Source organism: Sporosarcina sp. SG10008 (assembly GCF_044569405.1).
Lineage (GTDB): Bacteria > Bacillota > Bacilli > Bacillales_A > Planococcaceae > Sporosarcina > Sporosarcina psychrophila.
Genome location: NZ_CP172607.1, coordinates 1,034,367 through 1,047,234 on the forward strand (window position 1 = coordinate 1,034,367; position 12,868 = coordinate 1,047,234).

Consider the following 12,868-nt stretch of genomic DNA (forward strand, 5'->3'; position numbering starts at 1 on the left):
GTCCGCGCCTTGACTGAAAGCGCAGATGGGTAAATGATTGTCGAAGTTCACCCCGTGAGCTGCCGCCAGGACCAGCGTAAGCTGTAAAGGTGTGCCGGTGCCGGACCGTTATTCCGATTTGAGTGATCATATCTTCGGGTATGATAATCAGGGTGGTACCGCGAAATCGTCCTCGTCCCTTTTTTAAGGGGCGGGGTTTTTATTTCGTCTAGTTTCGGGCGCCAGACGCCCTACACTTTTTTTATTTTGAAAGGAGAATTGACATGGAAGCACAATTAGAACTGTTGAAAGTAGAGGCGCTTGCAAAAATTGAAGCAGCTTCAGATGTAAAATCATTGAATGAAGTTCGTGTAGCCTACTTAGGGAAAAAAGGGCCAATTACTGATTTGCTGAAAGGCATGGGGAAACTTCCTGCTGAAGAACGTCCGAAAATGGGGGCGCTTGTCAATGTTATTCGTGAGGCAGTGACAGAAGTGCTCGAAGACCGTATGGCGAAACTTGAAGAATTAGCCATCAACGAACAGCTTGAAAAAGAATCGATTGATGTAACATTGCCTGGACGTCCTGCACGTACTGGAAATCACCATCCGTTAACACGTGTTGTTGAGGAAATCGAAGACTTCTTCATCAGCATGGGCTATGAAATTGCTGAGGGTCCTGAAGTTGAGAAAGATTATTACAACTTTGAAGCGCTGAACTTGCCAAAAGGCCATCCAGCACGTGATATGCAAGATTCGTTCTACATATCCGAAGATATTCTTCTTCGTACACATACGTCTCCAGTTCAAGCACGGACGATGGAAGCGAAAGGCGGCGCGCCGATTAAGATTATATGCCCAGGTAAAGTGTACCGTCGTGATAGTGACGATGCGACGCATTCTCATCAATTCACGCAAATTGAAGGGCTTGTTATTGGTGAAGATATCCGCATGAGCGACTTGAAAGGGACACTTTCTTTATTCGCTAAAAAAATGTTTGGCGATGAGCGTGAAATCCGTCTGCGTCCGAGCTTCTTCCCATTCACGGAACCGTCTGTTGAAATGGATATTTCATGTTTTAAATGTGGCGGAAACGGCTGTAACGTTTGTAAGAAAACAGGCTGGATCGAAATTTTAGGTGCCGGTATGGTACACCCGAATGTACTGGAAATGGCTGGTTATGACCCCGCTGTTGTATCAGGTTTCGCTTTCGGTATGGGACCTGAACGTATTGCAATGTTGAAATATGGTGTGGAAGATATCCGTCATTTCTATACAAATGACGTGCGGTTCGTATCGCAATTCCACCGGACGGAAGCTTGAGGAGGAGACGAATATGTTAGTATCTACAAAATGGTTAAGTGAATATGTAAATATAGAGGGAATTTCTACGGCAGACCTTGCGGAGAAAATTACACGTTCGGGCATTGAAGTTGATTCCATCATCGACCGTTCGCATGGTATGACGAACATAGTTGTGGGTTATGTGTTGGAATGTGTGAAACATCCTGAAGCGGATAAGTTGAATATTTGTCAAGTGGATGTTGGGGAAGAAACTACACAAATTATTTGTGGTGCTCCCAACGTTGCAGAAGGGCAAAAAGTCATTGTTGCACGTCCAGGTGCAGTACTACCAGGCGGCATGAAGATTAAAAAAGCAAAACTGCGTGGTGAGGAATCGAACGGAATGATCTGTTCACTTCAAGAGCTTGCAATTGAAGGCAAGCTTGTACCAAAAGCATATGCAGAAGGAATCTATGTGCTTCCTGAATCAGCTGTACCAGGTGAATCCGCACTCCCGCTGCTTGGTCTTGATGATCAAGTGCTTGAATTCGATTTAACGCCTAACCGTTCAGACGCACTCAGCATGATAGGCGTTGCGTATGAAGTTGGAGCGATTTTATCACAAGGTATACAACTCCCTGAAATTAACTACACGGCTTCAAATGAAAAAGCCGAAGATATGCTGAAACTGCGTATCGATGCAAAAGAAGAAAATCCGATGTACGTAGCGAAAGTCGTTAAAAACGTTAAAGTAGAAGCATCGCCGTTATGGCTTCAAAACCGTTTAATGGCTGCTGGAGTACGTCCACATAATAACGTTGTCGATATTACAAACTTTGTCCTGATGGAATACGGTCAGCCGCTTCATGCATTTGACTATGACCGTCTTGGAACAGGTGAAATCGCTGTCCGTCTTGCGGAACAAGGTGAAAAAATCACGACATTGGATGATACTGAACGGACACTGGAAGCGCATCAACTTGTTATTACGAATGGTAAAGAACCTGTAGCGATTGCTGGCGTAATGGGCGGATTAAATACGGAAGTACATGATGGAACGACGACGGTTGTCATCGAATCTGCTTACTTCTCATCAGGATCTGTCCGCCGTACTTCGAGAGAGCTTGGACTTCGTAGTGATGCGAGTACACGTTTTGAAAAAGGAGTCGATCCTAATCGAGTCGAAGCAGCAGCAGAACGTGCCGCACAGCTTATGGCTGAAATTGCGGGGGGCGAAGTGCTTGCTGGATCTGTCATTGTTGATGAACTCGATAAAACGCCTGTACGCATTACTGTTTCACCGGATTATATTAACAATCGCCTTGGTATGAAGATCCCTCTTGAAGAAATGCTAGCTATTTTAGACGGATTACAAATCCCAACAGAAGCGGTGAACGGAAAATTGATCATAGATGCACCGACACGCAGGCAGGATCTTCGAATCCAAGAAGATATTATCGAAGAGATTGCACGGATGTACGGCTATGACTTGATTCCAATGACACTTCCAATAACGGAATCGACGCCGGGTGGGTTGTCGCCGTATCAAGCGAAACGTCGTACAGTTAGAGCGTTCCTTGAAGGCGCAGGACTCTTCCAGGCACTGACGTATTCATTAACATCTAAGGAACAGGCACAAAGCTACGCGCTTGAAACAGCACCTGTTACAGAACTTCTGATGCCGATGAGTGAAGACCGCAGTATCCTTCGGCAAAGTCTTATCCCGCATCTCCTTGAGGCTGCAACATACAACGTTGCACGCCGTATGGATTCGGTAGCACTTTATGAAACTGGATCGGTATTCCTTGGTGAAGAGGAAGATGGACTGCCGCAAGAAGTTGAACATGTTGCAGCTGTTATTACTGGGAAATGGGTTGACCATGCATGGCAAGCTGAAACGAAATCGGTCGACTTCTTCGTTCTAAAAGGAATTGTCGAAGGCATGATGGATAGTCTCGGTCTTTCTGAAGGTCTGTCATTCGAACAAACTGTTCTTGACGGGATGCATCCTGGACGGACAGCAAACATTTTCTATAATGCCGAACGGATAGGTTTGATTGGACAAATTCACCCGACAGAACAGAAAAAACGTGATTTGAAAAACACATATGTAATGGAAATGAACCTTGCTGAAATTTTGGCAGTTGAAACGGAAGAACTTTTATATACCCAGGTTCCACGTTTCCCATCGAGTTCAAGGGACATTGCGCTTGTCGTTTCGAGCGATACATCAGCAGGTATGCTTGAAAACGTTATTCGCAGCGCTGGTGGTAAATTGTTGAAATACGTTAGATTGTTTGACCTGTACGAAGGGGACAATGTTGAAGATGGCAAGAAATCACTTGCGTTCTCACTGACATATTCAGATGCTGAGCGCACATTGACAGACGAAGAAGTTGTCAAAGCGCATGACAAAGTATTGAACGCATTAACAACAGAAGCAGGAGCTTTGCTTCGCGGATAACTAAAATCAAGAGGCACACAGAATTCTATTCTGTGTGCCTCTTTTTGGGGAAATGCAATTAGAAAAGAAAAGTTGCAACTACGTTTGAAAAATTGAAATTAGAATCTTAGAGTTGCCATTAAAAACGTAAAGTTGCAATTACAGTAATTACCTTGGCATTTGTTGCTTAGATTTTCGCGAAAACGAAGAGTTGTGATTAGAATATCGAAGTTGAGATTAGAATTCAAAAGTTGGTATTAGATTCTCAAAGTTGGTATTAGAATTCGAAAGTTGTGATTACACGTCAAAAACTCACCGTCTTTTCCTAGCCGCGAGATTCTTAGCTTTCCCTGCATTCGCAAAATGCCACTTCGTCAGTGATTTCAAAGTATCTTCACCGCTTTTCAATAAAATCTTGGCGGCCACCTCATCCACTCGCGGTCCTGCGCCTTTCGGCAGTGTCATTCCTGCAATACCACTCAACCGGTCCATCTCTTCTAAAAACGCAACACGTGCAATAATTGACGCAGCTGCAACCGACATATGAAGACCTTCCGCTTTTGTCGAAAACAGCACATTCTCTCGCACAATTTCAGCCTCCGCTTTGATGTGATTATAATAAATGCCGCGCTCCGCAAATTGGTCAATCAAAATATAATCGGGTTTCTCTCCGTCCATTTTCCGGAGTACATGCTTAAGTGCCTGATTATGAAGGAGGGCTTTAATCTTTCCCTGAGACCAGCCGCTCGCTTGTACATCATTGTATTTCTCGTTTTCAAGCGTCAGCACACTATAAATGAGCGCCTCCTGTAAATCAGGTGCGATTTTTCGCATGAGGTCATCTGTTAGCATTTTTGAATCTTTTACACCAAGTTCGCGAACAAGCTCTATTTGATCGGCACGGACGAAACAAGCTGCAACAGTAACAGGCCCGAAGAAATCACCCGTTCCTGTTTCATCTGACCCGAGAACGGATAACTGTGCTAAGCGGTCTGGCAGCACATCACCTTTTGTTTTCAATGCGGCCGACCCCGCTTTAACTTCTGCAGTACCCCAGCGTGCGGCTTCCCGTTCAGATCCTGCGCCCTGGAATAGTACTTTTCCGGACTTGTAGGCTGTGATTGAGGTATCAGGTAGTTTCGCTGCAAAGACGACGCCAGGAGCATTGCGTACGACTTTTGAAGACGTGTAATGATTTATCACTTTTTTCATATCTTGACTGTTTACAATAATAACTTGATTACTCAATTTATAACTTCCTCTCGTCGACTTAATTCACAACTAAAACCATTTCGTGGTATGATTAATAACAGAGTTTTTTATGTGGGAGGTCGTATCATTGGCAGACGAACAGAAGACACGCATAGCAGTTGACATATACGGACAGACCTATAAAATGGTCGGTACCGAAACAAGCACTCATATGCGGCTGGTCGCCTCGATGGTCGATGAAAGGATGAGGGAAATCAGTGCCCATAACCCTTATCTCGACAGTACAAAAATCGCTGTGCTAACCGCCGTTAATAGTGTACATGATAATCTTAAATTAAAAATGCAAATTGAACAATTAGAAGAAGAATTGAATAAGCTGAAGGGTTGACGGTATTACATGCTTGATTTATTAATTATTATCCTCCTATTTGGGGGACTCGTAACTGGATTCAGACGGGGACTCATTGTCCAAATTATACATATGACAGGTTTCATCATCGCACTTGTCGTCGCTTATACGTACTATAAACAACTTGCGGAAGCATTTGTTCTTTGGGTTCCTTATCCAGGTGTGACTGCCGGTTCAAAATTATCCATGACAGTCGAACAACTTGATCTAGATGGGACGTTCTATCAATTACTGGCATTTGTATTGATATTTCTTGTTGTCAAATTTGGATTGCAGCTCATTGCATCTATGTTTGATTTCCTGAAGTATTTGCCCGTCCTCGGTTTCGTTGCACGTATTGCGGGAGCTTTGTTCGGATTTATCGAATTCTATATACTTATGTTCCTTGTTCTCTATCTGCTGGCTATGCTACCGATAGAGTTTATCCAAGAAAGGATAAGCAATTCATTGCTTGCTAAGTCGATGTTTGAACATACGCCGGTGTTATCTGAAACTGTGAAAAAATGGTGGTACATTTATACAAACTGACGGCTTCCCCCTTTTTGGAGGGAAGCTTTTTTCTAGAATTGTCTATCCGCAGCGGCCGAATGCAAAAGGACGCTTCCGTATATCAGAACAGGAGGGCTTTTAGTGAATAAAAAAACAATCATTCGCACGTTTGAAAAAATCGCTTTATATATGGAGTTGCTTGGGGAAAACCATTTCAAAGTAGCAGCATTTAGAAAAGCGGCCAACGTGCTTGAACTAGATCCACGCAGTTTATCCGAAATGGATGATATTTTAAAGTTGAAAGGGATTGGCAAAGGCACGGGTGCTGTCATTACCGATTTGCTAGAAAAAGAAGAGTCTGATCTGCTGAAAGAACTGGAAGAAGCTGTGCCAAAAGGGCTTATTCCATTGTTGAAAATACCAGGCCTAGGTGGCAAGAAAATCGCCAAACTACGGGAAGCGATTGGCATCGATTCGGTTGAATCGCTCCATGCGGCATGCATGGCAGGGGAAGTAAGTAAAGTAGCTGGTTTCGGCAAGAAGACAGAAGAGAATATGTTGAGCGAAATTGAAATCTTAGGAACTCGTCAAGGGAAATTTCCGCATTGGCAAATGGAGAAGGTTGTTACATTTGTTGAGCAGGAACTTCGTTTGATACCAGAGATTAAACATTTTTCTGTCGCTGGAAGTTACCGTCGAACGGAAGAGGAAAGTAGTGACGTCGATTTCATCATTGTGACGGACGATCCCGCAACTGTACGGGAAAAGCTACTTGCCACATTACCTCTGGTTGCGACGATTGCGGCAGGGGATGCGAAACTGTCTGTAACACTCGACTTGGAAGAGGCGATTGACGCCGATTTCCGCTTCGTGAAAGCAGAACAATTCGCAAGTGCTATTCATCATTTCACTGGCTCGAAAGACCATAACGTCAAAATGCGCCAACTTGCGAAATCTAGAGGAATGAAAATAAGTGAATACGGAGTGGAGAATGAAGATGGTTCCATCGAGACATTCGATTCAGAAGAACAATTTTTCGCTCACTTCGGTTTGCCGTTCATCCCGCCTGCAGTGCGCAGAAATGGCAGTGAAATCGATCGTGTCGATGAACTAGCCGGCTTGGTAGCGATCGAGGACATCCGTTCGGACCTTCATATGCATACAACATGGTCGGACGGAGCGTACTCAATCCGTGAAATGGTTGAGGCCTGCCGTGCTAAGGGCTATTCTTATATGGTTATCACAGACCATACGCAGTATCTCAAAGTTGCGAACGGACTAACACCTGAACGAATACGTGAACAAATCGCGGAAATCCGTTCGTTGAATAAAGAATATGATGATATCGAAATTTTTTGCGGAACGGAAATGGACATCCTACCTGACGCGACACTAGATTTTGATGATGAACTGCTAAGTGAGTTAGATTTTGTCATTGCATCTATTCACTCTAATTTCAGTCAATCACAGGAATTGATTATGGAACGGCTCCATACGGCTATTAAAAATCCGCACGTCGATATGATAGCACATCCGACTGGCCGAATCGTTGGTCAACGGGAAGGGTATAATCCTGATGTACCTCAACTTATTGAGTGGGCGAAGGAGTATGGTAAAATACTTGAGTTGAATGCGAACCCATATCGGCTCGACCTTGCGACTGATCATCTGATTATGGCGCAGGAAGCTGGAGTTACTATTGCCATTAATACAGATGCACATGCAATTGAACAACTAAATTATATGACTACTGGTGTAAACTACGGTAAAAAAGCATGGTTGAAAAAAGAGACGGTCGTTAATACGTGGCCGCTCGATAAATTTATCCGCGAAATTGTGCGGAAGTGAGAGGAAGTGTAAGACATTGGAAAACCGTGTCTTAAAAACACTTGAGTTCGATAAAATCCGGGATATGGCAGCAACTCATTGCACATCATTCGCCGGTCGATCTTATATGGAGAAATTAGTACCCGTCAGTGATTTTGACGAAGTTGTAAAACTGCTGGAAGAAACAGACGAAGGGTTATCGATACTTCGCGTTCGTGGCAATGTGCCAATGGGCGGAATTAGCGATATTAGACCCCATGCCAAACGTGCACAAATGGGCGGCATGCTGAGTGCTTATGAATTGATGGAAACAGCCAACACAATCCGTGCAAGCCGGAACCTGCGTCAATTCATTGAAGCGATTGTGGCAGATGAAGATATTGAAATTCCGCATTTCATTGCGAAAAAAGATGCCATTCCGATTTTGACAGGCTTGGAACACGAAATCAATGCATGCATTGATGACAATGCGCATGTTGTCGACAGCGCTTCAGGATCGCTACGTACAATTCGGCAAGGTTTGCGAATGCAGGAAGGCCGCGTACGTGAAAAGCTGGAAAGTTATACACGTGGGAAAAATGCTGCAACGATGTTATCCGACGCCATTGTCACTATCCGGAATGACCGTTATGTGATTCCAGTAAAGTCGGAGTATCGTTCGCATTACCGTGGTGTTATTCACGATATGTCGTCGTCTGGTCAAACGCTTTTCATCGAGCCTGATGCAGTCGTACAGGCAAATAATGAAATTAGAAGATTAAAACTGCAGGAACAGGAAGAAATCGAGAAAATCCTTATCGATCTGTCCGCGAAAGTGCAGGAAGTCGCACATGATTTATTCACCCTTGTTGCGATACTGTCTGAAATCGACGTTATCCTTGCGAAAGCAAAATTTGGCAAAGCGCATAAATGCACGAAGCCCGAAGTGAACAATAAAGGCTATATTCGTCTAACGAAAGCGCGACATCCCTTGTTGTCGATGGAAGAAGCAGTTGCGAATACAATTGAATTCGGTAAAGATATCACAACCATCGTTATTACCGGACCTAATACGGGCGGGAAAACGGTCACATTAAAAACGGTAGGATTATGTACGCTAATGGCACAGGCAGGACTTCCTATACCGGCACTCGACGGCTCTGAAGTTGCAGTGTTCGATTCGATCTATGCTGATATTGGAGACGAGCAATCGATTGAGCAAAGCCTTAGTACATTCTCCTCACATATGGTGAACATCGTCGATATTTTAGAGAAATACGATGACCGTTCCCTTATTATATTCGATGAGCTCGGTTCGGGTACGGATCCGCAGGAAGGGGCGGCACTTGCCATCTCGATTCTGGATGAAGTGCATGGACGTGGTGCAAGAGTAATGGCAACAACTCATTATCCAGAGTTGAAAGCATATGGCTATAACCGTCCAGGCGTTGCCAATGCAAGTGTTGAATTTGATGTTGACACGCTTAGTCCTACGTACCGTTTGTTAATAGGCGTTCCAGGACGCAGTAATGCGTTTGAAATTTCAAAGCGACTAGGATTGCAGGACAGGGTTATTGATCGGGCGAAAAAATTCACGGGTACAGATCGCGGTGAAGTCGATTCAATGATCCTTTCGCTTGAGACAAGCCGTGTGCAATCAGAAAAAGATGCAGAAGAGACGCATGACATCTTACTAGAAACGGATCGTTTGAAACGTGAATTGGAAGAAAAACTAGCGGAGTTCGATAACAAGAAAGAACGAATGGAAGAAAAAGCAAAAGAGAAAGCCAAAAAAATCATCGAAGATGCGAAGCGTGAATCGGAAGCAATCATTTCAGATTTACGTGCAATGCGCCTGAATGTGGGGGCAAACGTAAAAGAACACGAATTGATTGAAGCTCGAAAACGTCTTGAAGGCGCTGCTCCTGCTGAAGCGAAGAAGAAGGCAGTGAAAGCAAAGGCAGCGCCAAGGGCCCTTCAAACAGGTGACGAAGTGAAAGTGCTCAGTTATGGTCAAAAAGGGACGCTCATTGATAAAGTTTCAGATCATGAATGGATTGTCCAAATTGGTATTTTGAAGATGAAGCTTGATCAATCAGGACTGGAATTTGTTAAACCTGAAAAAGAGAAAAAACAGTATGTATCAACTTCAGTAGCGGGACGAGATACACATGTTAAAATGGAACTCGACCTGCGGGGAGAACGCTATGAAGATGCAATTTTCCGCACAGAGAAATATTTGGACGATGCGCTCCTATCAAATTATCACCAAGTGTCGATTATTCATGGCAAAGGGACAGGGGCGTTAAGGCAAGGTATCCAGCAATTCTTGAAAAATCACAGCCGCGTGAAAACGTACCGATTTGGCGAAGCCAGTGAAGGCGGACACGGCGTTACTGTTGTTGAATTGAAATAATTCCACTGTTTAAGTTAACCAATGTATACCTGTATAAACCAAGCAAAGGCGCCTTACAAGGGGGAGTCACTGAAAAAGTTCTTTTTTATAGTAAGAACTAGTTGATTGTAGTGAAGAGCGGCTTTTGCTAGCGTTGGGAGCACGGGGCAAGAATGCCTTAATTTCTGCAAAGAACACAGAAATACGGCAAATCGAACCCTTCGTAGTTCGATTGACTGAAGCCGTGCCCGCGGAAAGCGTCCGCTCGGAACGGAAATCAACGGGATTGAAGGAAATCGTACTTTTTCAGTGCTCTCGCTAAGGGCGGAAGGCATCCCCGAGCGCCGCAGCGACTTGAAAGGAATCTCTATATCCACCTACTCAGTGGATAAGATTCTCTCAAAGTTTCATGCGCTAATGAAAAAGTATATTCCCGTTTTTGAAACCTTTTACGTGCTTATCCGTATAGGAAGGAATGACCGAACGTAAAAGGAGTCTAAAACTTTGAATAAAACCGAATTTTGGAATCATCCATTAGTAGAATCAGCAGGCTATTTCAGTGTAGTAGTCCTATGTCTTATCGTTTCAATGGTGCTTTTTGAGCTCGTCACGAAATATAAGAATTGGGAAGAAATTAGAAAAGGAAACGTTGCAGTGGCACTTGCGACAGGTGGTAAAATATTTGGGGTAGCAAACATTTTTCGATACTCAATCGAACAGCATAATTCATTACCTCAAATGATTGGCTGGGGCTTGTTTGGATTTACCCTGCTTATTTTCGCCTATTTGTTGTTTGAATTCCTGACACCTAAATTCAATATTGATAAGGAAATCGAAGCAGATAATCGTGCGGTCGGTTTCATATCCTTGACGATATCAGTGGGACTTTCATTCGTTATAGGAGCAAGTATTTCATAAGGGTTGTGAAGTTGTGGAAAAATTAGCTAAAATATTACTCGTTGTCTGCGTATTATTTATCGCAGTAGGTATTTATTGGATGACGGCAAATACACCTTGACCAGTTTATTCTGGTCAAGGCTTTTTTTATTGACATAAAATATTCTATTTGAAACCTGACTCAATTACTACTATAATTAGATTAGGAATATTCAAAGAATTGAAGAAGAGGAAAAAGGAGGCTTTTATTTGACAATGAAACCTTGGCTGGACTTATATCCCGCTGAAATCTCAAAGACGCTTGACTATGAACATATTCCTATTCAGGAATTCTTGACAAGATCCAGCGAGAAATATCCTAACAAGACGGCTATGCATTTCCTTGGTAAAGACATCTCATTTAAAGAGTTTCATGAATCAGCTTTGAAGTTCGCGAACTATTTGACGACTATCGGAATTGTCAAAGGGGACCGGGTTGCAATCATGCTTCCAAACTGTCCACAAGGGGCAATTGCCTACTATGGGATATTGTATGTGGGTGCAATCGTCGTTCAGACGAATCCTCTTTATACGGAGCGTGAAGTGGCTTATCAAATGGTTGATTCTGGAGCGAAAGCAATCATTTCACTCGACATTCTATTTCCGCGAATTTCGAAAATCGTTAAAGACACAAAACTTGAGCATGTAATAATAACGGGAATAAAAGACTACCTACCGTTTCCTAAGAATCTCATCTATCCATTCATTCAGAAAAAAGAACACGGGATTACAGTGAAAGTTGAGCACCGTGGAATGAACCATCTATTCACGGAAATTATGAAAGTCGCAAAATCAGATCCGGTTAGTTATGACTTTGATTACGATGAAGATATTGCGTTGCTGCAATATACGGGTGGCACAACGGGTCCTCCAAAAGGAGTCATGTTGACACACGCTAATCTAATTTCTAACGTTAAAATGTGTGGCGAATGGTTGTATAAGTGTAAAGAAGGCGAAGAAACGGTCATGGGTATTTTGCCATTCTTCCACGTATATGGAATGACAACCGTATTAATTCTTTCTGTCATGCAAGGGAATAGAATGGTACTTATCCCTAAATTTGATTTTGAAACGGCTTTGAAAGCAATCGATAAACAGAAGCCAACCTTATTTCCTGGCGCACCTACGATCTATATTGGACTATTAAACCATCCTAATCTTAAAAAATATGATCTGTCTTCAATTAAAGCATGTATTAGTGGTTCTGCTGCATTACCGGTCGAAGTGCAGGAAAAATTCGAGAAAATCACCGGTGGAAAACTAGTTGAAGGATATGGCCTTACGGAAACATCTCCTGTTACCCATTCAAATTTCGTCTGGGCAGACAAACGAGCTAAAGGATCAATTGGTGTTCCATGGCCAGATACAGATTCTTGCATACTTGGTCCTGAGTTATCAGAACCGCTTGCGAATGGAGAAATTGGTGAAATTGCGGTAAAAGGCCCTCAAGTGATGAAAGGCTATTGGAATAGACCGGAAGATACGGAACAAACTTTCCGCGATGGCTGGTTTTTAACTGGGGATCTTGGATATATGGATGACGAGGGTTATTTCTATGTTGTTGATCGTAAAAAAGATATAATCATTGCAAGCGGTTTCAATATTTATCCACGGGAGATTGAAGAGGTTCTTTATGAACATGAAGCGATACAGGAATGTGTTATCGCGGGTATCCCAGATCCGTACAGGGGCGAAACTGTCAAAGCCTATATTGTCTTGAAACAAGGAGCTACTGTAACGGAAGAAGAGCTTGATAAGTATTGCCGAGAGAATTTAGCATCGTTTAAAGTACCGCGACTTTATGAATTCCGTACAGAATTGCCGAAAACAGCTGTCGGGAAAATTTTACGCCGTGCTTTGATTGATGAAGAAAAAAAGAAAGCTGAAAAGGAATTACTTCCACTGTGATGTAATGC

General features: G+C 43.1%; 9 protein-coding genes and 1 other annotated feature (1 of these 10 running past the window's edge). Of the genes, 8 read left to right on the forward strand and 1 reads right to left on the reverse strand.

The genetic code is table 11. The annotated features are described in order from the left end of the window. Window positions 1-183: a binding site (T-box leader), on the forward strand (it extends 48 nt beyond the left edge of the window). 80 nt (window positions 184-263) lie between these two features. Then, window positions 264-1,301: a phenylalanine--tRNA ligase subunit alpha gene (gene pheS, locus ACGLYD_RS05075; RefSeq protein ID WP_354314311.1), complete on the forward strand. Its 1,038-nt coding sequence runs from the start codon at window positions 264-266 to the stop codon at window positions 1,299-1,301. A 13-nt stretch (window positions 1,302-1,314) separates the two neighbouring features. Then, a complete protein-coding gene (gene pheT, locus ACGLYD_RS05080; protein ID WP_399631707.1) occupies window positions 1,315-3,726 on the forward strand; it encodes a phenylalanine--tRNA ligase subunit beta in 2,412 nt (803 codons plus the stop codon). A 291-nt stretch (window positions 3,727-4,017) separates the two neighbouring features. On the opposite strand, the gene rnhC is transcribed toward pheT, so the two are convergent. After that, the gene (rnhC, locus tag ACGLYD_RS05085) at window positions 4,018-4,953 is read right to left on the reverse strand and encodes a ribonuclease HIII (RefSeq protein WP_338652864.1); all 936 of its coding nucleotides are present in this window, start codon (window positions 4,951-4,953) and stop codon (window positions 4,018-4,020) included. A gap of 73 nt (window positions 4,954-5,026) precedes the next feature. Between rnhC and zapA the strand changes: the two genes are divergently transcribed. The 6 genes from zapA to ACGLYD_RS05115 all read left to right on the forward strand — a co-directional run bounded on the left by zapA (window position 5,027) and on the right by ACGLYD_RS05115 (window position 12,860). Then, window positions 5,027-5,305 carry a cell division protein ZapA gene (gene zapA, locus ACGLYD_RS05090; protein WP_399631710.1) on the forward strand — a complete coding sequence of 93 codons (279 nt, stop codon included), beginning with the start codon at window positions 5,027-5,029 and terminating at the stop codon, window positions 5,303-5,305. A 9-nt stretch (window positions 5,306-5,314) separates the two neighbouring features. Further along, entirely contained in the window at window positions 5,315-5,854 is a 540-nt protein-coding gene (locus ACGLYD_RS05095; protein WP_067207826.1) for a CvpA family protein, read from the forward strand. A 102-nt stretch (window positions 5,855-5,956) separates the two neighbouring features. Beyond that, window positions 5,957-7,663, forward strand: a complete 1,707-nt coding sequence (gene polX / locus ACGLYD_RS05100) for a DNA polymerase/3'-5' exonuclease PolX (RefSeq protein ID WP_399631712.1) — start codon at window positions 5,957-5,959, stop codon at window positions 7,661-7,663. Between the two features lie 64 nt (window positions 7,664-7,727). Continuing rightward, window positions 7,728-10,037: an endonuclease MutS2 gene (locus tag ACGLYD_RS05105; RefSeq protein WP_067213901.1), complete on the forward strand. Its 2,310-nt coding sequence runs from the start codon at window positions 7,728-7,730 to the stop codon at window positions 10,035-10,037. 483 nt (window positions 10,038-10,520) lie between these two features. Continuing rightward, window positions 10,521-10,934 carry a DUF350 domain-containing protein gene (locus ACGLYD_RS05110; RefSeq protein ID WP_067207831.1) on the forward strand — a complete coding sequence of 138 codons (414 nt, stop codon included), beginning with the start codon at window positions 10,521-10,523 and terminating at the stop codon, window positions 10,932-10,934. Between the two features lie 228 nt (window positions 10,935-11,162). Then, complete coding sequence (locus ACGLYD_RS05115; protein ID WP_399631715.1) at window positions 11,163-12,860, forward strand: AMP-binding protein; 1,698 nt, start codon at window positions 11,163-11,165, stop codon at window positions 12,858-12,860. The last annotated feature ends 8 nt before the right edge of the window (window positions 12,861-12,868 follow it).